This is a genomic window from Paraoerskovia marina DSM 21750 (assembly GCF_000701465.1).
GTDB lineage: Bacteria > Actinomycetota > Actinomycetes > Actinomycetales > Cellulomonadaceae > Paraoerskovia > Paraoerskovia marina.
On record NZ_JNIY01000004.1, the window covers coordinates 264,732 to 285,316 of the forward strand.

General features: G+C 66.1%; 16 protein-coding genes. 13 read left to right on the forward strand and 3 right to left on the reverse strand.

What is annotated here, in order from left to right:
- Positions 1-23 precede the first annotated feature (23 nt).
- From Q343_RS0107370 to Q343_RS0107380, 3 genes are all read right to left on the reverse strand, one after another.
- A complete protein-coding gene (locus Q343_RS0107370) occupies positions 24-446 on the reverse strand; it encodes a type II toxin-antitoxin system VapC family toxin (RefSeq protein WP_029252947.1) in 423 nt (140 codons plus the stop codon).
- Positions 443-679, reverse strand: coding sequence for a type II toxin-antitoxin system prevent-host-death family antitoxin (locus tag Q343_RS0107375; protein ID WP_211248983.1), 237 nt, complete (start codon positions 677-679; stop codon positions 443-445). The genes Q343_RS0107370 and Q343_RS0107375 overlap by 4 nt, the downstream gene beginning before the upstream one ends.
- Before the next feature lie 74 nt (positions 680-753).
- Positions 754-3,096, reverse strand: a complete 2,343-nt coding sequence (locus Q343_RS0107380; protein ID WP_029252949.1) for a helicase-associated domain-containing protein — start codon at positions 3,094-3,096, stop codon at positions 754-756.
- 131 nt (positions 3,097-3,227) lie between these two features.
- On the opposite strand from Q343_RS0107380, the gene Q343_RS0107385 reads away from it, so the two are divergent.
- From Q343_RS0107385 to Q343_RS15150, 13 genes are all read left to right on the forward strand, one after another.
- Complete coding sequence (locus Q343_RS0107385) at positions 3,228-3,611, forward strand: cold-shock protein (protein WP_029252950.1); 384 nt, start codon at positions 3,228-3,230, stop codon at positions 3,609-3,611.
- 1 nt (position 3,612) lies between these two features.
- On the forward strand, positions 3,613-4,620 hold the full coding sequence (locus Q343_RS0107390) for a DUF3027 domain-containing protein (RefSeq protein ID WP_248616774.1): 1,008 nt from the start codon (positions 3,613-3,615) through the stop codon (positions 4,618-4,620).
- Entirely contained in the window at positions 4,617-7,934 is a 3,318-nt protein-coding gene (locus tag Q343_RS13930; protein WP_043109759.1) for a sacsin N-terminal ATP-binding-like domain-containing protein, read from the forward strand. The genes Q343_RS0107390 and Q343_RS13930 overlap by 4 nt, the downstream gene beginning before the upstream one ends.
- 29 nt (positions 7,935-7,963) lie before the next feature.
- The gene (locus Q343_RS0107400; protein WP_029252952.1) at positions 7,964-8,746 is read left to right on the forward strand and encodes a class E sortase; all 783 of its coding nucleotides are present in this window, start codon (positions 7,964-7,966) and stop codon (positions 8,744-8,746) included.
- Complete coding sequence (locus tag Q343_RS15340) at positions 8,746-8,901, forward strand: hypothetical protein (RefSeq protein WP_043109761.1); 156 nt, start codon at positions 8,746-8,748, stop codon at positions 8,899-8,901. Before Q343_RS0107400 ends, Q343_RS15340 begins: the two co-directional genes overlap by 1 nt.
- Positions 8,902-8,968: 67 nt before the next feature.
- Positions 8,969-10,450 carry an NCS2 family permease gene (locus Q343_RS0107410; protein ID WP_029252953.1) on the forward strand — a complete coding sequence of 494 codons (1,482 nt, stop codon included), beginning with the start codon at positions 8,969-8,971 and terminating at the stop codon, positions 10,448-10,450.
- Positions 10,451-10,454: 4 nt separating this feature from the next.
- Positions 10,455-11,657 carry a mannose-6-phosphate isomerase, class I gene (manA, locus tag Q343_RS0107415; protein ID WP_029252954.1) on the forward strand — a complete coding sequence of 401 codons (1,203 nt, stop codon included), beginning with the start codon at positions 10,455-10,457 and terminating at the stop codon, positions 11,655-11,657.
- A 71-nt stretch (positions 11,658-11,728) separates the two neighbouring features.
- Positions 11,729-13,642: a glycosyltransferase family protein gene (locus Q343_RS0107420; RefSeq protein ID WP_052366985.1), complete on the forward strand. Its 1,914-nt coding sequence runs from the start codon at positions 11,729-11,731 to the stop codon at positions 13,640-13,642.
- A 9-nt stretch (positions 13,643-13,651) separates the two neighbouring features.
- Entirely contained in the window at positions 13,652-14,899 is a 1,248-nt protein-coding gene (gene wecC, locus Q343_RS14865) for a UDP-N-acetyl-D-mannosamine dehydrogenase (protein WP_081829696.1), read from the forward strand.
- Entirely contained in the window at positions 14,896-16,158 is a 1,263-nt protein-coding gene (locus Q343_RS13940; protein WP_043109763.1) for a nucleotide sugar dehydrogenase, read from the forward strand. The genes wecC and Q343_RS13940 overlap by 4 nt, the downstream gene beginning before the upstream one ends.
- 466 nt (positions 16,159-16,624) lie before the next feature.
- The gene (locus Q343_RS14870; RefSeq protein ID WP_081829697.1) at positions 16,625-18,727 is read left to right on the forward strand and encodes a glycosyltransferase family 2 protein; all 2,103 of its coding nucleotides are present in this window, start codon (positions 16,625-16,627) and stop codon (positions 18,725-18,727) included.
- Positions 18,717-19,367, forward strand: coding sequence for a hypothetical protein (locus Q343_RS15145; RefSeq protein ID WP_155990673.1), 651 nt, complete (start codon positions 18,717-18,719; stop codon positions 19,365-19,367). The genes Q343_RS14870 and Q343_RS15145 overlap by 11 nt, the downstream gene beginning before the upstream one ends.
- A gap of 451 nt (positions 19,368-19,818) precedes the next feature.
- Entirely contained in the window at positions 19,819-20,562 is a 744-nt protein-coding gene (locus Q343_RS15150) for a sulfotransferase family protein (protein WP_155990674.1), read from the forward strand.
- Positions 20,563-20,585: the final 23 nt, after the last annotated feature.

The window sequence follows — 20,585 nt, forward strand, 5'->3', positions numbered from 1 at the left end:
CCCGGCAGGCCGGACGCTCTCGGCTACGTGGTGGTCCACGGGTTGACGAGGGCGACGCCGGTGGAAGCGAAGTCCAGGACGTTGCGCGTCACGACGGTGAACCCGCGGACGCGCGCTGTCGCCGCGATCAGGCAGTCGCGCTCCGGGCGGGGGTCAGGGACGTGCCGGGCCGCGGCCAGGCGGCTCGCCGGGAGGTCCAGCGGCAGGACCCGCCCGTCGAACGCCGGGAGCAGGGTCTCCTCGAGCCATCGCCGCAGCACCGCGCCCTGCCGGGCGTCGGACCGCTCCCGCTGCAGTACGCCGCGCTCGATCTCCATCAGGCAGATCACGGACGTGTACAGCAGGGACAGAGGCTGGGAGTCGGCCCAGGTGGCGACGTTCTCGTCGCGGCGACCAGGTCGCTTGCGGAGTTCAGACAGGACGTTGGTGTCGAGCAGGAACGTCATAGGTCGGCGGCGCCGAGACGGAGGTCTGACGGGGCTGGCTCGAGCTCGACGTCGTCGTCCGCGCTGAGCAGCGTGGCAAGGCCCGGGGTGGGCGAGGTCAGACGCCGGTACTCGGCGTAGCTCAGCAGGGCGTGCGAGGGCACGCCGCGGTCGGTGACGATCACGACCTCGCCCTCGGCGTCGCGCTTGGCGCGCGAGAGGTCGTGGTTGAACGAGCGTGCGGAATAGGTCACCACCGTGCACCTCCGGTCTCGGTCGTCACTACGTTACTACATCGACCGGCGGTGACAGCCGGCCGGGGCTCTGGCTAGACCGAGCGCACCGACGCCACCCGGTGGACGGCCACGGTGATCTCTGCCTCGCGGGCCAGGTCGATCGCGCGCAGGCGCCCGCCGTCGAGACGCTGGGGCTTGAGCCGTCGCGTCTCCGGGACGCCGCGGTTGCCGATCAGCTCGACGTCCACCTCGGCGCGGTCCGCGATGGCCTCGTGCAGGAGGGCGACGACGTCCCCGGGCGGCTGACTCCCGGCGACCACGCCGTTGTGGACATCAACGCCGCCGTTGGTGTGCACAACCGCGTGCTCGGCGCCGGGGGTGGTGGCCGCGGCGTCGTCCGGCTGGGCCTGCGCCCGCGCCAGCAGCCGCGCCGCCACCCGGCGTGCGCGTTCCGCACGCTGCGCCGGGGTCTCGTCCCCGGTCTCGTTCAGGCGCGGGTCGGGGCGGACGGGCCGGGGCCGCCGTCCGGGCGGCAACCACGCGGGCCGCACGCTCGTCCGCGTCCGCCGCTTGCTCTCGGCGAGGTGCACGATCGAGCCGTCCGCGGACTCGACCACCGGCGAGCGCCCCGCGGCCCGCAGGGCGGCGTGGACCTCGGGCCCGGGGGCGGAGGCGACCAGCACGGTCGGTGCGAGCAGCCGTAGGCCCAGGTGTCCCAGCGTCGGGTCCTCGGCGAGAGCGGCGAGCGCACCGACGTCGTCGGACCGGACGTACGACGACGCGCTGCCGACCCGCATGCTGCCGTGGCGGCGCGCCTCGTCCCGCACGAGGTACTCGAGCGGCTGTGGCACGGGGACGGGGGAGTGCGCCGCGAGCGCGGCCAGCAGCTCGTCGGCCGAGCGGTCGTCCAGCGCCCGCGCGATCGACGACCCGGAGAAGCGGACCGTCGTGGCCGATCCGCGCGACTCGACGTCGGAGGTCGCGTCCAGGAGCGCCGCGAGCGTCGACGTCGGCGTCCCCGGCACGATCCCGGTGAGGTCTCCCTGCAGGAGGACCTCGTCCACCGGCTCGGGCAGTACGGCGCGGAGCGCCTGGGCGAGCGGGGCGGGCAGGCCCTCGGGAGAGGTCTCGTCGTCCAGGAGCGGGAGGGCGGCCGGCGAGAAGGCCCCGGCGCCGGTCACGCCGAGCAGAGCCGCCTCGCGCAGGATCCCGCGCACGGCCTGGTCGGGCGGGACCGTGCGCGGGCGGTACCAGCGCAGGACGTCGAGCACCGCCTCGGGCGTCGGACGGCGCCCGGGCATCTCGTGCAGCGCGGAGAGCACCCGTGCGCGCAGCGCGGGCACCCACGTGCGCTGCAGGTCCGGGTCGAGGACGGAGCGCAGCGCCCCGCGGGCGTCCCGGGTGCCCACCAGCCACCCGGTGCGCGGGCTCGACCGCCACGCCGAGACCAGCGCGGCCCACCGCTCGGGGGTCTCCAGGTCCAGCCAGTCCTCGACGAGCGTCGTCGGCGCCAGCACGTCCTCGTCGGCCGCGATCAGGCCCGCCGCGAGCGCCACCTCCAGGACCAGGGCCGCGTCCGTCTCGTCGATCTCCAGCGTGCGCGCGACCCGGCGCAGCTCGCGCACCCCGAGGCCGCCCGAGCGCAGCAGCTCCGGGGGCTCCGTCGACCACACGTCGATCGCGGTCGAGACCCAGCGCACGGCCTCGGTCGCCGCCCGGCCGGACTCGGCCTCCACGGACCGTTCGTCGACCGTCGGGGCCGCCGTCTCGGGCGGCGCCGGCGGGGCCAGCAGCACCTCGCGGTGCACGTGCCCGCCACGCAGCGCCAGGCCCACCGCGCGCGGCAGCACCACGTGCTCCTCGGCGTCGACCAGCAGATCCCGCTCGACCAGCCACCGCGTGGCCTCCGCACCCGGCCCCGTCGCCGGACGCACCCCGATCGGCGGCCCCCACGTCAGCGCGTCGAGGATCTCCCGCGCGCCCGCGGGCGCGGCAGACAGCAGGTCGTCCAGGTTCGCGACGGCGCTCGCGGACCCGTGGGCGTGCGGCCCCAGGCCGGCGGGGTACGGGCCGAGCACGTCCGCGAGGCCGGGGGCGGGGCGCAGCAGACCGGCGTCGTCGTGCCAGACGAGCATCCGGTCGGCGAGCTCCGCGACCAGTCCCGGCCCGACGTGGTCGCGCGCGTCCAGCCCGGCTCCGACGTCCGGCTCCGACCCCGGGTCCAGGGCGACGACCGTCTCGAGCGTGGCGAGCTGCGCCGTCGTGAGCCCGCCGAGCGCGACCTCCAGAGACGGCCTGCCCGTGGCGCGGGCGCCGAGCGAGCGCAGGGACGACGGCGCGGGCGCGGCCAGGTCGGGACGCGCGGCCAGGAGCGTGGCGAGCGCGTCGGCGTCGAGAGCGGCAACCGCGCGGCCGTACGTCGGGAAGGTGGACATCCGCTCCAGGCTACGCGCGTGCGGGGTCCATGGCAGGAGACCTGCGCGTACGCGCGGGCAGAATGCGACGACCACGCCGCACGACCGGTAGCCTGATGCCAGGTATCCGCTCGGACGAGATAGAGGTTCACGTGCCCACCGGCAAGGTTAAGTGGTTCGACACTGAACGCGGTTTCGGATTCATCGCCGACGACGCAGGCGGCGAGGTCTTTCTGCATGCCTCCGCGCTGCCCGCGAACGCGCAGGAGCCCCGTCAGGGCACCCGCGTCGAGTTCGGTGTCGCCGACGGTCGTCGCGGCCCGTCCGCGCTCGACGTCCGGCTGCTCGAGCCCGTCAAGTCCGTCGCGAAGGCCAAGCGCCGTTCCCCCGAGGAGATGGCCCTGATCGTGGAGGACCTGATGAAGCAGCTCGAGACCCTCGGCAACGGCCTGCGCCGTGGCCGCTACCCCGACGACGCCCGCACCGCCAAGACCGCCGCGATCCTGCGTGCGGTCGCCGACGGTCTCGAGGCCTGACGTGCCAGCCGCCGTGATCGAACGCCTCGCGCCGGACGAGCGCGCCACCGGGGTCTCGGCCCGCGCCGCACGCGACGCCGTGCTCACCGCGGCCGTCGACGAGGCACGCGCCGCGGCGGTGGAGGTCGCCGACGTCCCGACCGACGTCGGCGAGCACCTGGGCACCTCCGCACAGGCGGACCGCCTCATCTCCCACCACTTCGCCTGCACCATGCGCGGGTACCGCGGGTGGCACTGGATCGTGACCCTCGCCCGCGTGCCGCGCGGCAAGGTCGCCACCGTGTGCGAGGTGGACCTGCTCCCGAGCGACGAGTCCGTGCTCGCGCCCGAGTGGCTGCCCTGGGACCAGCGCCTGGAGCCCGGCGACATCGGGCCCGGCGACGTGCTGCCGTTCCGCGCCGACGACCCGCGCCTCGAGCCCGGGTTCGAGAAGACCGGCGACCCCGAGATCGACGACGTCGCGATCGGCGAGCTCGCCCTCGCCCGTGCCCGCGTGCTCTCGCCCGCCGGCCGGGACGCCGCCGCGCAGCGCTGGTACAACGGCGACCACGGGCCGACGTCCCGCGGCTCCCGCGCCAGCGCGCAGGCCTGCGGGTCGTGCGGGTTCCTCGAGCTGCTCCAGGGTTCGCTCGGGCAGGTCTTCGGCGTCTGCACCAACGCGTGGTCGCCCGACGACGGCACCGTCGTCAGCATGAACCACGGCTGCGGCGCGCACTCCGAGACGGACGCCCCCGAACGCCCGACGGACTGGCCCGAGCCGTCCGCGATCATCGATGAGGGCGCGATCGAGGTCGTGCGCACCACGCCGGTCGAGCCGACGCCGGTCGAGCCTGTCGAGACCGGTTTCGACAAGCTCAACCAGCGTTCGTCGGTCGAGCCTGTCGAGACCAAGCCTGCCGAGACCGGTTTCGACAAGCTCAACCAGCGTTCGTCGGTCGAGTCGAAGTCGTCGGTCGAGCCTGTCGAGACCAAGCCCGCCGACACCACCGAGGCACCGCCGACCCCGTGACCACCGACCTGCTGGGCGCCACCGAGCTCCGGCAGTCGGTGCTCGACGCGTGGCTCGCCTCCCCGACACGCTTCCGTGAGGACGCGAACCTCGAGGAGGACCACGCGCGCGGGCACTACCGCGACCGGGTCGTCGTCGAGCTGGCGCAGAACGCCGCCGACGCCGCGGCCGCAGCCGGAGTCCGCGGTGACGTCACGGTCGAGTTCCGGCCCGACGACGCCGTCCTGGTCGTCCGCGGGCCGGGGGTTCCGCTCGACCGCGCTGCTGCGGCGGCCCTCGCGGGGATGCGGGCGTCGGCCAAGCGCGACGGCGAGTCCGTCGGCCGGTTCGGGGTTGGGTTCAGCGCGGTGCGCGCGGTGGCCGACGAAGTCACGATCGCCTCGGGCGCCCCGGCGGCTGAGCCTGTCGAAGCCCCGGACGTTGAGCCTGTCGAAACGGGTCTCGACGAGCTCGACCGACGCACGGTGGTCGAGCCTGTCGAAACGGGTCTCGACGAGCTCGACCGGCGGGCGGTGGTTGAGCCTGTCGATACGGGTCTCGACGAGCTCGACCGACGCACGGTGGTTGGAGCGGGTCTCGACGAGCTCGACCGGCGGGCGGTGGCTGAGCCTGTCGAAACCACCGCCCCCTTTGTCGGTCTGACCTTCTCCCTCGCCCGGTCCCGTCAGCTCCTGCACGACGTCGCAGCCACCGGTGGCCCCGGCGGCGCCCGGTTGGCCTCGGCGGTCGACGAGCGCGACGGCGACCTGCCGGCACTTCGCCTCCCGTTCGCCGCCGCGCCCGAGGACCTCGGCGACGACGTCCCGGCACCGGGCGAGACCGGCGTCGTGCTCCGGCTGCGCCCGGGCTCGGTGCCCGCCGTCCGCGCGGCGGTCGAGGCGATCGACGACACCCTGCTGCTGGCCCTGCCCGGGCTCGACTCCGTGACCGTGGTGGAGGACGGCGTCGTGCGGCGGTTTGCCGACGTCGAGGACCGCTGGATCGTCGTGCGCGACGGCGGGGATCTGCCCGAGGCCCTGGTGGCGGACCGCCCGATCGAGCAGCGCGGCACCCGCTGGTCGGTCACCTGGGCGCTGCCGCGCGAGGGTGCCGCGCCCGGCGTCATCTATGCCCCGACGCCGACCGACGACGCCTCCACGCTGCCCGCGCTGCTGGTGGCGACGTTCCCGGTCGACCCGGGTCGCCGTCGTACCACCCCGGGGCCGGTGACCGATGCGCTCGTCGCTCGCGCCGCGGCGTCGTACCCCCGGCTCGTCGCGCGCGCCGGAGAGGCCGGGCGGCATCCGCTGGACCTCGTCCCCGTCGGGCTCCCCGGCTCGGAGCTGGACGCACACCTGCACGCGGCGATCGTGGCGGCGGTGCGGACGGAGCCGGTGCTGGTCTCCGCCGGAGTCCGCGTCGCGCCGCAGGACGCCCGCTGCGTGCTCGGCGGCATCGGCGAAGACCCGGACGCGCTGGCGCTGCTCGCCTCCGGGACACCCGACCTCGTCGCTGTCCCTCCACGCTGCCTCGCCGCGGCGCGGACCTGCGGTGTGACCGTGACGGACCTGGCGGACGCGGTCGGCGCGCTCCCGGACCGAGACCCCGTCGCATGGCGTGCGGCGTACGAGGTGCTGGCTCGCTGGGTGCACGAGCCCGGCGCACCGGAGGCGATGGCGACGCTGGGGGTGCCGCTGCGCGACGGTCGGACGATCCACGGGCCGCGCGGGGTGCTGGTGCCGCAGGGTCGTGCGGCCGAGATTCCGGGGGTCCGGCTGGTGCACCCCGATGCTGCGCACCCGCTGCTCGAGCGGCTCGGGGCGCGGCCGGCGGACGCGTTCGATGCGCTGAACGAGCTGGGTCTCGAGGGTCTCGACGAACTCGATGGTCTCGACGAGCTCGACCGACGGGCGTTGGCTGAGCCTGTCGAAGCCGGTTCTGGTCTCGACGAGCTTGACCGACGGGCGTTGGCTGAGCCTGTCGAAGCCGGTTCTGGTCTCGACGGGTTCGATGGTCTCGACAAGCTCGACCGGCGGTCTGGTCTCGACAAGCTCGACCGACGAACGCCGCTCGACCGACGAACGCCGCTCGACCTCGTCGCCGCCGCGCTCGCCGACCGCCCCGACCTGGACCCGGCCGACGCCCCGTTCTGGTGGGGCGAGCTCGAGGTGGAGTCCGAGGACGGCCCGCTGCCGGCCCGCGACTGCCTCCTGCCGGGGTCGTGGGCGGACGGTGTCCTCGACCTCGAGCCGGTGGCCGCCGAGGAGGTCGACCGTCACGGTCCCGACCTGCTGCGGATGCTCGGTGTCGCGTCCGACGTCGCGGTGCTGCGCGTGCCTGACGTCCTGACCCCGGACAGCGGTCCCGACCTCGCGGGTCTCGACGACGCGGCGAACGGCCCGGCCGACTGGCTCGACCACTGGGCCGAGTACCTGGAGATGCTGGCCGAGACGCTGGGAGATAGTGTCTCGCTCGACACGCTCGAGGCCGTGGCGGATCTCGATGTCGCGGAGCGCGGCCCGATGATGGCCCGGATCAGCGAGGACGAGCGCGCACGGGCCGCGCTCTTGACGACCGTGCGGGCTCCCTCGACCGGAGTCCGCGCGCCGTCGTACACCGCTTGGTGGGTGCGGGACCATCTCGGCCGGCGGTTCGCGCTGCCGGGGCAGAGCGTCCCCCTCCTTGGCCCCGCGCCGGAGTTCCTGGCGGGTCTCGACGAGGACGTTCTCGTGGCGTGCGGGGGAGTCTCGTCCCTCGCGGACCTCGACGACGCCGACTGGCGGGCCGTCCTCGAGGATCTCCCGCCCGTCGGCCGGTCGGTGCCGCCCGACGTCGCCGCGGAGATCTGGGACGGTCTCGCGGAGATGGGGGACGGCGTCGTGATCGACCGCCTGCCCGCCCAGGACGGCGACCTGCTCCGCATGGCTGCGCTGTCCGCCGTCGTGCCGGCGAACCACGTCTGTTGGGCGGCGCTGGGCCCCGTGATCCCGGCGCGGCTCGCCGGCCCGCTGGGGCTCGACGTCGTCGGGGACCGTGAGCCCGACGGCGCGGGGGAGCCCGAGGAGGTCGACCCGGCCGTCGTGCGGGTGATTTCTGGACTCCCGACGACGTGGTGGGCGCACGACGAGCTGACGGTCGACGGCGTGGACGTCGACTGGTGGATCGTGGACGGGCGGGTGCACGCGGCGACGACGGCGGGCCTTGCGGCCGGTCTCGCGGCGGCGGCAGGTCTGTGGGCCGACCGGCACCGGATCGAGCTGCTGCTCGCCGAGCCCGAAAGGGCCGAGCTCGACGCCGCCCTGGACGCGTGGGTCGGGCCTGAACCGAGGCAGTAGATCGGCCGCGCACCAGGTATACATGGATCATGTCGTTCACCCAGCAGCGCCCCGCGCACGCGGCGCCGTCGCGAGGCAGGCCCGCGCCCCGCGTGACGTTCGTCGGGGTCCTGGGTGAGCTGATGATCACCGCGGGCGTGATCCTCGGTCTGTTCGTCGTCTGGCAGCTGTGGTGGACGTCGGTGGAGGCGGACGCCGCCGCCGCGACCCAGCTCGAGGAGTACTACGAGCAGGACCTCATGACGCCGGTGGTCCGCGAGGCGGCGGAGCTCAACACCACCGACCCGCCGCCCGTGCCGGAACCCGTCGGGTACGGCGAGATGATGGGCGTGCTGATCGTGCCCACCTGGTATGGCAAGACCAACAACACGATGCCGATCCTCGAGGGCACCGGGCTGGACGTCCTCGACGGCGCCAACGCCGGGCACTACACCGAGACCGCGCAGGTCGGCGACGTCGGCAACTTCTCCCTCGCGGGGCACCGCCGCACCCACGGCAACTCGTTCCTGTACGTGCCCGACCTCGTCGAGGGCGACCAGGTGATCGTCGAGACCGCCGACACCTGGTACGTGTACGAGGTCACGACGCACGAGGTCGTGGCACCGAGCCAGGTCGACGTCGTCGCGCCCGTCCCTGGCGACCCGACGGCCGAGCCCGTGGACCGGTTGCTCACCCTGACCACGTGCGACGACCCCGTCCTCGGGGCGTACGGCAACTCCACCCGCTGGATCACGCACGCCGAGTTCGTCGGATGGATGGACCGCGCGGACGGCATGCCCGAGCAAATCGTCGACGACCCGGGAGTCCTGTGATGTACGGCTGGATCTATCGACACCTGCCCGGACCCGCCGCGCTGCGGGTGTTCATCATGCTCGCCGCGGCGGCGGGCGTCGTCGTGCTGCTCTTCGGGTGGGTCTTCCCCTGGGTGTCGGCCGAGATCGACTACTTCAACCCGGAGCTCGGGTAGGCACGGAGCGTTCGCTCGGCAGGGACGGATAGTTACCCCGCGCGCAACTTCTGGCACGATGTCGCGCATGGCGACGAGCACACAACATCCACAACCCACCCAGGGTTCCTCCACGATCGACCGGTTCTTCAAGATATCGGCCCGTGGATCGACCGTCGGCCGCGAGATTCGCGGCGGCATGGTCACCTTCTTCGCGATGGCGTACATCGTCGTCCTCAACCCACTGATCCTCGGTACGACGCCGGACGGCACCGGTGCGTTCCTCGGGGGCGACGACGGCCTGGCCAAGATCGCCGCGGCCACAGCGCTCGTCGCCGGCCTGCTCACGATCCTCATGGGTGTCGTCGCGAACTTCCCGCTGGCGCTCGCGGCCGGGCTCGGCCTCAACGCGGTGGTCGCCTTCTCGATCGCCTCGATCGAGGGCGTGACGTGGGCCGACGCGATGGGGCTGGTGGTGATCGAGGGTGTCATCATCCTCGTGCTCGTCCTGACCGGGTTCCGCGAGGCGGTCTTCAGGGCCGTGCCCGTCGAGCTCAAGACGGCGATCAGCGTCGGCATTGGACTCTTCATCGCGCTCGTGGGTTTCGTCAACGGCGGATTCGTCTCGGCCGGGAGCGGCACGCCGCTGCAGCTCGGCACCAACGGCTCTCTGGCCGGGTGGCCGGTCTTCGTCTTCGTGATCGGCCTGGCGCTCGCCATCGTCCTGTCCGTCCGCAAGGTCCGCGGCGCGCTCCTGATCGCGATTGTCGCCGCGACGATCCTCGCCGTCGTCATCGAGGCCGTCACCAAGATCGGCCCGAAGGTCGGCGCGGACGGCACCGTCAACCCGGGCGGGTGGAATCTCAACAGCCCCGACCTGCCCGACCAGTGGGTCGCGATCCCGGACTTCTCCCTGATCGGCCAGTTCTCCCTGCTCGGCTCGATCCAGAACATCGGTGCGGTCTCCGCGATCCTGCTGGTGTTCTCGCTGCTGCTCGCCGACTTCTTCGACACGATGGGCACCATGGTGGCCGTCGGTGGCGAGGCGGACCTGCTCGACGAGGAGGGCAACCCGCCCAACACCCGCCGCATCCTGGTGGTCGACTCGATCGCCGCCGCGGCCGGTGGCGCCGCCTCCGTCTCCTCGAACACGAGCTACGTCGAGTCCGCGACGGGTGTCGGCGAGGGTGCGCGCACGGGCCTCGCCTCCGTCGTGACGGGTGTGCTCTTCCTTCTGACGACGTTCCTGTCGCCGCTGGTCGCGCTCGTCCCGTACGAGGCTGCGACGCCGGCCCTCGTCTTCGTCGGGTTCCTGATGATGACGCAGGTGACCGGGGTCCGGTGGAACGACTGGGAGATCGCCATCCCGGCCTTCCTCACGATCGTCCTGATGCCGTTCACCTACTCGATCACCGCAGGCATCGGCGCCGGCTTCCTGGCGTTTGTGTTGATCAAGATTGCCGTCGGCAAGGCGAAGGTGGTGCACCCACTGATGTGGCTGGCGGCCGCTCTGTTCGTCGTCTACTTCACGATCGGCCCGATCGGCGACCTGCTCGGGGTTAACCTCTGACCCTATGACCGTGTATCGGCTCGAGAACGCGCTGCAGCGCTACGACTGGGGGTCTACCTCGGCGCTGCAGGGCGTTCTCGGGCTTCCGGTCGACGGTCGGCCGGCCGCCGAGCTGTGGCTCGGGGCGCACCCGCAGGGTCCGTCCGTCGTTCACCTGCCCGGTGGGCGCGACGTCGGTCTGGCGGAGCTGATCCGCGCCGACCCGTACGGCGTGATGGGTGCGGGCGTCGTCGACGCGTACGGTCCGCGCCTGCCGTATCTGCTCAAGCTGCTCGCGGCCGACCGCGCGCTCTCCCTGCAGGTCCACCCGCAACCGCACCGGGCCCGTGCCGGGTTCAACGCCGAGAACCGCCGTGGCATCGCGCTCGACGACCCGCAGCGGACCTACCGCGACGACCAGGCCAAGCCCGAGATGGTCGTCGCGCTCAGCCGATTCGAGGTGCTGAGCGGGTTCCGCCGCCCGCAGCGAATCCTCACCCTCCTCGACGGGCTGCCGGGTGACCTCGTCGCCGGCATCCGGGCCGCCCTGCAGTCCCGTCCGACGGCGGCCGGGATCAGCCGGGCGTTCGCGCTCGCCGTCCGCGCCGGGCAGTCGTCCGACGGCGCGGCGGACCTTGCGTTGACCGTCGCCGCGGTCGCCGACCGGCTCGAGGCAGGCAGCGACTCACCGCGGGCCGACGAGACCGTCGTGGCTCTGGCGGAGCAGCACCCGGGCGACCCCGGCGCCGTCGTCTCGTTGATGCTCAACCGGCTGACCCTGCGCCCGGGGGAGGCGATGTTCGTACCGTCTGGGCACGTGCACGCCTACCTCTCCGGGTGCGCGGTGGAGGTGATGGCGAGCTCCGACAACGTGCTGCGCGCGGGGCTGACCCACAAGCGTGTGGATGTCGACGCCCTGCTCGACTGCGCCGTCTTCCAGCCCGGCCCGGCGGCGCGCCCGCGCATGGTGCCGCTCGGGGGTGATCTGGTCAGCTATCGGGCCAAGACGCGCGAGTTCGGGCTGGTCGTCGGTAGGCCCGGGGCCGACGCGACGACGCTGCCAACACAGGGGCCGAGGGTCCTCGTGGTCGTTGACGGCGAGGTCGAGGTGACGACGTCGGGCGGGGTTCAGACGTTTACGTCGGGCGAATCAGTCGTCGTGCCGCATTCGGCTGGGTCGCTGACCGTGCGAGGTGGTGGTTTGCTAGCACTGTCCTACGTTCCGTGACTTTTCACGTAGTGGACAAGTGTAAGAAGTGCTGTGCGTAGCGCTAAGATACGAGGGCCGCACTGACGGCCATGAGGCCGACGTGGCTCGCGAAGACGCTTGGGGACACCGTGGAAAGCAAGGTTGCAACGCTGCGACGCGCTGCATGGCATCTGCGGACCGGTGGCGTGTCCCAATTGCGCACTTTCGCCCGGCGTATGAAGACCGGCGGTCCGAACGCTCGGATGCGCGTCGACGAGGGAATACCGACCTTCGACCCGTGGAAAGTAGTCGGTCGAACACCGACACGCTCTCTGCGAGTCGGCGTCATTCTTGACGACTTCTCGCGGCTTGCGTTCGGGTACGAGTGGGACCAGGTGCTGCTCAAGCCGTCGTCCTTCGCCCAGGTGCTCCGCGACGAGCCGATTGACCTGCTCTTCGTCGAGTCTGCGTGGAACGGCAACGGGGGAGCATGGCAGTACCACCTCACCGGACCGTCGGCACCGCGTCCGGCGCTCGTCGAGCTTGTCGAGACGTGCCAGAGCCTCGGAATCCCCACGGTCTTCTGGAACAAGGAAGACCCGGTGCACTTCGACGACTTCTTGGACACGGCACGACTGTTCGACCGGGTCTACACGACCGACGTGAACCGGCTCCCCGCGTATGTCGAAGCACTCGGGCACGACAGGGTAGGGGTCTTGGCGTTCGCCGCGCAGCCGGCGATCCACAACCCGATCCGTTCGCACGGTGGCGGTCCGTCGCGCGACGTCGCGTTCGGCGGCATGTACTTCGCACACAAGTACCCGGAGCGTCGCGAGCAGATGGATTTGTTGCTGGGCGGCGCCCTCGACGTGTCGCCGAAGATGCAACACGGTCTCGAGATCTTCTCCCGCTTTGCGGGCGGCGACGAGAAGTACCAGTTCCCGTCGCCTCTCGACGAGCGCGTCGTCGGGTCGCTGAACTACGAGCAGATGCTCACGGCCTACCGCGAGTACAAGGTCTTTCTCAACGTGAACTCCGTGGTCGGGTCGCCCAGCATGTGCGCACGCCGCGTCTTCGAGATCAGCGCTTGCGGCACACCGGTCGTCACCACGCCGAGCGCCGCGATCGGTGAGTTCTTCCCGCCGGACGAGGTCTTCGTCGTGGACTCCCGCGAGACGGCGGGCCACACCGTACGTGCGCTGGTGAACTCGGCCGAGCTCCGTGACCGCGCCACGCATCGCGCCCAGCGGCGGATCTGGCGCGAGCACACCTACGGTTCGCGCGTCCAAGGGGTTCTCCACGACGTGGGCATGGCGGGCTCGGCTGAGTTCGAGCGCCCAACCGTGACGGCTATCGTCTCGACGAACCGGCCGCATCGGTTGGCCGACGTGATCGAAACCGTCGCGTCGCAGGTGGACGTCCGGGTGCAACTGGCGCTGCTCACGCACGGATTCGAGATCGACGTCGATGAGGTGCGCCTACGCGCGAAGGCTGCCGGCCTGGACGGCGTGATCCTTCTGCATGCAGACGCCGATGTGCCCCTGGGCGCATGCCTGAACCAGCTCGTCGACGTGGCCGACGGGGACGTCGTCGCCAAGATGGACGACGACGACTTCTACGGGCCGCACTACCTCGCAGACCAGCTCGATGCGCTGATGTACTCGGGTGCCGATGTGGTTGGCAAGCAGGCCCACTACATGCATCTCGAAGGCCCCGACGCCACCATCCTTCGGTTCGCGGATCGCGAGCACCGGTACACGGACTTCGTCATGGGCCCAACGATCGTGGCGCGACGTGACGTTGCAACTCATTGCAGATTCTTCGAGGCTCGCTCAGGGGAAGACACCGGGTTCCTACGCCGTGTTTCGGAGGCAGGGGGAAAAATCTACTCCGCCGACCGGTTCAACTTCGTTCAACAGCGCTCCCGCGACGGCGCACATACCTGGACGGTCAGTGACGTCGAAGTCCTTGGTACCGGCGTCGTTCAGTTCTTCGGGCGAGCAGATGCCCACGTTTACGTCTGAGGGGAAAGTATGTCAATCAATACGGTCGCTGTCGTCGGTCTTGGATATATAGGCCTTCCGACCGCCGCGATTCTTGCGTCCAAAGATATTAAAGTGATCGGCATCGACGTGAACACGCACACCGTTGACGCAGTGAACCGAGGCGACGTTCCGTTCATTGAGCCCGATCTGGCTGCATATGTTGCGGGTGCGGTCACACACGGAACCCTACGCGCGACGAGCAAGCCCGAGCCTGCAGATGCATTCATCGTCGCCGTACCAACGCCATTCAAGGCGGGAATGAAACCAGACCTCTCCTATATCGAGGAGGCCGCAAAGGCACTGGCGCCTTGCTTGAGAGGCGGCGAGCTTGTGGTTCTCGAATCTACGTCGCCGCCGACGGCAACAGCCCAAATGGCGAAATGGATTCTCGACGCACGCCCAGACCTCAGTATTGACGGCGACGATGGGACCATAGTTCACTTCGCTCACTGCCCCGAGCGTGTACTCCCAGGTCGAATCATGATCGAGCTCGTCATGAACAGTCGCGTGATTGGCGGACTTACTCGTGAGGCCGGCGAACGCGCACGAGAACTTTATCGTGTATTTTGTCAAGGAGACATCCTACTCACGGATGCGACGACAGCAGAAATGACCAAACTAGCTGAGAACACCTTCCGGGACATCAATATCGCGTTCGCAAACGAACTCGCATCTATCTGCGATAGAACAGGCGTCGATGTCTGGGAGTTGATTGCACTTGCGAACAATCACCCGCGGGTGCAAATCCTTCGGCCGGGGCCAGGGGTCGGTGGGCATTGCATTGCTGTTGATCCATGGTTCTTGATTGATGCCAATCCGGAAAGTGCGAATCTCATCCGCGCCGCACGGCAAACAAACGACGCGAAACCACGGATTGTCGTAAACAGCATCATTGAGAGTGTTCGGAAATATGCCCCACAAAGCGTTGCTCTCATTGGACTTACTTTCAAGAGCGACGTCGAAGACACGCGTGAATCTCCGTCGATGCGAATCGCCGAAGAGGTGGCAACGCAATGTGACCATGTTCAGTTCTATCTTGTGGAGCCACATCTTGACGAGTTGCCACCCTCACTTGCGCGTCTCCCGAACACAACACTTTGTGCGAGCATACCGATGACAACCGACCTTGCATTCGAACTTGTAAATCACCAGTCTGTTCCAGACGAGACCTATAAGCGTGCAGGCAACGTCGTGAGCTTTGTACGTAACGTGGATTCAATCGGGGAGCCTTCATGAATCAACAACATGTGGTAATCATCGGTCAGGGATACGTGGGCTTGCCCCTCGCGCAGCGCGCGTGCGAGGCAAATCTCCATGTCGTCGGGCTGGAGCAAAACCAAGAGACTGTCGCAAACTTAAGCTCGGGCAACTCGCACGTGGACGACATCAGCGACGATCAGGTGAGAGAAATGCTCGCGCGGGGGTACCGGGTGACGAGTGATGCGCACGTAATCGCATCAGCAGACACAATCGTCATTTGTGTACCGACTCCGTTGAGCGAAGACGGGGGGCCCGATCTCTCGGCTGTGAAAGCGTCGGCCGCAGCGATCGCGGAGCACATCAGGGCAGGTCAACTAGTGGTCCTTGAGTCGACAACGTATCCTGGCACCACTGACGACGTCGTGCGCCCGATCCTCGAGATGAGTGGTTTAACCGCATCCGTAGATTTCGATATTGCCTTCTCGCCAGAACGCGTCGATCCTGGGAATAGTGTCTGGGGGATCCGAAACACCCCAAAGCTTGTTGGGGGTATCAGTGAAACAGCTACCCGCCGCGCCGTGGAGTTCTATGAACACTTCGTGGATTCAGTAGTCCCTATGAAGGGCGCGCGTGAGGCCGAAATGGCCAAGCTCCTAGAAAACACCTACAGGCACGTAAATATCGCCTTGGTTAACGAGATGGCGCGCTTTTGCCACGAGTGGAACATTGACATCTGGGATGTCATACGCGGTGCTTCGACTAAGCCCTTTGGCTTCCAAACATTCTGGCCAGGACCAGGCGTCGGCGGTCACTGCATTCCGATCGATCCAAACTACTTGGGCCACCAGGTGCGCAAGGAACTAGGCTATGCGTTCCGGTTTGTCGAACTGGCTCAGGAGATCAATGGGACCATGCCAGAATACGTTGTTCGTCGGGTGCAAGACCAACTAAACCGGTCAAAGCTTCCTTTGAACGGCGCGAAAGTCGCGCTGCTGGGTATCACCTACAAGCGTGATATTGCCGACGAGAGAGAAAGCCCGGCCGTGCCACTCGCACGCATACTTCGTCGGCACGGAGCAAGCGTCAAGTATTTGGATCCCCATGTCGAACGGTGGTTCGTCGATGGCGAAGAATGCGCAAACCTCAATACCGAAACGTTCGCGCTCGATTGGGCGGATATCTGTGTCTTGGTCCAGGACCACAATGCGTTCAATATAAGCGTGCTCGAGAATTCGAGTACGACAATCTTGGACACGCGTGGCAAATTAGTGGGCGAGAATGTTGGGTGGCTCTGATGAGTAAGATGAGTCGAATTGCCTCAAGAGCACTGCGCGACACGCACGGTGATTCTATGGCCTACGAGATTACGCCAATCGGGTCTGTCCACACAATCCGACCTCGAGTATCCGTCACTGATATTTCATTCACAAAGGATGATCGCAGATACATTGCCGTGGTACGAGCCTGGGGAGTTGAAGGCAAAGCTTTGGCTACTGACGCCCTTTCTTGGCCCCTTGGACGATCGGCCGGCTTGCCATTCGTATATGTCCGCAGGTCGATGTCTGCGACGGTTCTACATCTTCCGAAGTTGACGTTTGACACACCGGCGTGTCAGATAATTCTCGAGGTCCGACGTTGGTCTCCATCTGCGCCAGCAGTTTCTGAGATCTTCGGTGCGCTAGCTTATGACTCGTCTTCGTCAGGTGATTGCGGGGAAGCGACAATCTGGCAGTTTGTAGACCCAGTGGGAGGGGAACATCGATGAGCGGCAAGATTTCAGTTGTCATCGGGTTCAAGGACTGGGGCGTCGACAGACTCTCCGTAGCACTTCGTGCTCTCGCTGCGTGTATGGCCGAAATTGATGGAGAAGTCATAGTCTCAGACTATGGTTCGGAAGATGGTCCAGTACTGCGTGAGGTCGTCGAGGAATTGGGCGGCGTTTACGTCTACACCGAGACTGACGGTACTTGGTCGAGATCTCGAGCATTGAATGCAGGTTTTGCAATAGCATCCGGTAGCATCCTGATCTCGACGGATGCCGATATGCTATTCTCGCCAGCCACCTTCGCGGCCGTGCGCGAGCATTTTGAGATTCGAGGGAGGTGCGCCCTTGCCCTACAGTGTCGTGATCTGCCCCAAGGATACGGCCCCATCGAACTTCAAGAGACCGCGATTGACTGGGATCAGCTTGAGCGAGTTTCCCTGATTCGTCCGCGGTGGGGAATGGGCGGTCTGATGGCCGTCGATCGCGAAACCTACGCTCTACTTAGAGGGTTCGACGAGCGGCTTCAGATTTACGGTGGTGAGGACATAGATTTCGCCAACCGGGTCCGCCGGGCGGGTCTCCCGTTGAATTGGCTTGACGATCCGAGAGCCAGAATGTACCACATGTGGCATGAGCCGACGCGGGGTGTCGTCGAGGTTTCAGAGGATGGGAAAGCTGCGATTGCATTCAATCGAGATGTGATGCTTAATGACAAGAGCATCATTCGCAACCTCCCTACATGGCAGTTCGCACTTCGTTCGGTCGACCCAATTGTCTCAGTTGTGATCGCAACGAAGGATCGCCCTGAGTACCTGCGGGAGTCGATCGAGTCGGCACTGAATCAGACCTTCGAGGACATTGAAGTCCTTGTTGTGGCCGATGGTTGCACAAGCTCTACCGATGATGTTGTCGCAGAGTTCAAGGATTCGCGTTTGCGCTATTTCCGCCGTGAGGCTAGCGGTGTCGCGGCGTCACGAAACTTTGCCGCGACAGTTTCTCGAGGCATCTTTACCGTGATTCATGACGATGACGACATTATGATTCCGAATCGTATCGAGAATCATTTGCGAGCGATTTCAATAGAGCCGGAGCTAGCCGTGGGCTCCTTTAGTGGTTGGATTGACTTCGATGATTCGAATGGGGCGCTAGTCGCCCAACCTGGGTCAGAATTTTCACTTGCCTCGATCGTCTATCGCGGGAGGGCGCTGGCTCACGGAACTACAATGATTCGAACTGAGATCATTCGGTCGGTTGGATACGACGAGAGTCTTCGGTCGGGGTCGGATTTTAACCTCTTCGTACGCATCGCCCGGTTGGGTCTACATCTTGTCCACACAGGGAGCTACGCGATTCTGCGTCGGCTCCACGGAGAGCAGGTGACGTCGGTCGACTCGGCCGTACAGAAGTCATCTGCCACGTCAACAGTTGCGGTCCTCGAAGCACAGTTGGGGCCGAATGAGGTCGCGAAGTTGCGTAAGCGTGCAGCGCGCATTGTTGATGTGCAACTTGAGACATCTCCGCGGAAGTTGCTAGCGGAGCTCGGGGGACTTCTGCCAGGTGATTTGGTGCGGCGGACGGTATTGGTCTCTTCTTCCGTCAGTTCTAGTTCACAATTGAGCGGTGACGATTGGATTGAGTTCAGAGATGGCGACCGTCTTGAAGTCCGACGTGGAGTTGACTGGAGAGAATTCTTATCACTGAGCAAGTTGGGCATGATCGTCAGTGATCTCTCCGAGAATTCAAGCGAGCCGGTATCCCTTGCATTGGACCGCGTTGCACTTACGCTACTATTGGAGCGTATTGATCTCGGGGGCCGTCTCGCAGTGCAGGCCTTTCGAGCCATCGAACCTAAGGGGCAGAATGAGCCAGGTGCCATTCTTCGAGACCACATTGTCAGCGAACTCTATGATGATGACATCTACGACGCGTGCTCGATCCATACAGGGGGACAGGTAGTCTCGTTCGTTGTAGCGGCTCTTGCGAACCAGGAGAGAGCGTCCCTCCTTTTGAGCAAGTCCGGAGTCGATCGTTGGCATATTGCGCTAGGCGGGCCAAGGAAGACCTCCAGTTTCGTCGAGGAGATTCTGAATGAAGATTGACATTGATCGTACGCAAGACGGCCGAATGACAATTTCGTCGACGCCGAACCAGTACGACGGCTATCCGTCGCCAAGTCGGTTTCATTTGGAGTGTTCGATCAAGAACCTGTCGCCTGATCGTGCGGCGGTCGCATCGGCACTACTCTTTGGCCGGTGGGTTGGTTCGTCGCTTGAGTTCGATGACCCAATTTCTCCATTGGTAGCAGCGTCGATCGCTAACTATCTACCGTTAAGTACAATTACGTCGTCTCCGATCGATCTAGAGCCGCGTGCGATTCCTGGTGGTAGCCGACGACTTGCGCTGGGCTTTCGTGAGTCGCGGAGCGTAGTACATTATCCGCCCGATTACGCAGCGGGCGTTTCGACCCTACTCTCAGAAAGCTCGGCCGAAATCAGTGGTTCGATCCTGTCAATGCATTCATCAATTGTTGGTTCTAACGCAATTGCCTTTGCGCCCGATCTCGATGCGATTTCGTTGGGTCTTCATCCCCACCTTGCGGTCGCTGTGCTCTTGTCTGAAGACCTTGGGATCGGGTCGATCTTCATACCAAGCAACGGTGACAAGTTTGACGAATCCACTGCACGCGCAGCGAATCTCCTCTCCGCGGTGAGGTTGGGTTTGTTCGGCAGCTACGCATAGTCCGCTGCCGGATTGTGTAGTAGCCGAGACGACGGGACGTGAGACTCGGGGCCAGTAATGAGATTCGCCGGCGGCGACGTGGTCATTCTCTTGATCAATGGCTGCGAACGTTTCCTCAAGTCCCGGTAGTCGTGTTGGATCGCTATTCCTCCATTGTTGGGAAGGTCGCCAATCGTGACTTTCGGTGATTGTCCGATTGGCTGGTCGTGGTGACCCTTATTCCAGGTTCCGTTCGTCAGTCCGTCGCAGACTTCATTAGCCTGGTTCTCTGGCTACGTTTTGCTTGCAGGTCCTTGCTTTGACGCTTCGATTCGAGCAAACTAGTCAGAGGGTGGCGTGAGTCATTCCGCGAGCTGCCCCTGAAACCCGCAGCTGAGCCAGATTTGGATCCTGGTCTGAGGTGCTGGAGCACTGCCGTTCGATCCAACTAACAAGTTCGAGGTGAGTTCGTTTGAGAAAGTTCCTGGTTGTTTCACATGCGCGAAGTGGTTCAAATCTGTTGGTCCGTTCTCTCGATGCGCACCCGAAGGTCGTCTCGCGTGGCGAACTCTTAAAGCGGACTGAGCCGCTGGATCCCCTACGAGCTCTGGATTTTAGCGCCGAGCGGATTGCTGACTTGGAGCGCACTCGAGTGTCGCGTTCGAGGGAGTTTGGCGATACGTTCTGGTCCGGCTTCTCCGGTGTTAGCGCAGCGGGTTTCAAGTTGTTCTACTATCACGGCCGCCATCTCGGGCCGACAATCTGGACCGAAATTGCAGACAATTCCGATATATCGATCATCCATCTATACCGGGAGAGTCATTTCGACGCGTTTCTTTCGCTAAAGCTTGCTGAGGCTTCCGGGGTCTGGGTCCGACCTGCGGGCAAGTTTCAGGAAACCGACTACGGGAGATCTGTAACGGTCGACTTGGATGAGTTCGAAAAATACTCAGACGAGCTTTCGGCGCACATTGAAGGCATGAATGCATTGGTGCCTAAGGATAGAATCCGGCAAGTGACGTATTCGAGGCTTGTCAGTTCGTATGGCGAAGAACTCAACGGTTGTTTCGACTTCTTGGGCGTAGGTCGGATTTCTGTGGAAATGCCTTTGGACAGACAGCGTGGCGGGACGGCAATGGACTACGTGGCTAATCGCAACGAGGTAGAGCGATACCTAGCCGATCGGGACCTACTCCTCGAAACGGAGGACATTTGATTCGTTGTGCGCACGGGGCTGAA

Excerpts from the sequence above, each read along its gene's own strand:
- Q343_RS0107370 (WP_029252947.1), bottom strand. The coding sequence starts at position 446 with ATGACGTTCCTGCTCGACACCAACGTCCTGTCTGAACTCCGCAAGCGA.
- Q343_RS0107380 (WP_029252949.1), bottom strand. The coding sequence starts at position 3,096 with ATGTCCACCTTCCCGACGTACGGCCGCGCGGTTGCCGCTCTCGACGCC.
- Q343_RS0107400 (WP_029252952.1), top strand. The coding sequence starts at position 7,964 with ATGTCGTTCACCCAGCAGCGCCCCGCGCACGCGGCGCCGTCGCGAGGC.
- Q343_RS15340 (WP_043109761.1), top strand. The coding sequence starts at position 8,746 with ATGTACGGCTGGATCTATCGACACCTGCCCGGACCCGCCGCGCTGCGG.
- Q343_RS0107410 (WP_029252953.1), top strand. The coding sequence starts at position 8,969 with ATGGCGACGAGCACACAACATCCACAACCCACCCAGGGTTCCTCCACG.
- manA (WP_029252954.1), top strand. The coding sequence starts at position 10,455 with ATGACCGTGTATCGGCTCGAGAACGCGCTGCAGCGCTACGACTGGGGG.
- Q343_RS0107420 (WP_052366985.1), top strand. The coding sequence starts at position 11,729 with ATGAGGCCGACGTGGCTCGCGAAGACGCTTGGGGACACCGTGGAAAGC.
- wecC (WP_081829696.1), top strand. The coding sequence starts at position 13,652 with ATGTCAATCAATACGGTCGCTGTCGTCGGTCTTGGATATATAGGCCTT.
- Q343_RS13940 (WP_043109763.1), top strand. The coding sequence starts at position 14,896 with ATGAATCAACAACATGTGGTAATCATCGGTCAGGGATACGTGGGCTTG.
- Q343_RS14870 (WP_081829697.1), top strand. The coding sequence starts at position 16,625 with ATGAGCGGCAAGATTTCAGTTGTCATCGGGTTCAAGGACTGGGGCGTC.
- Q343_RS15145 (WP_155990673.1), top strand. The coding sequence starts at position 18,717 with ATGAAGATTGACATTGATCGTACGCAAGACGGCCGAATGACAATTTCG.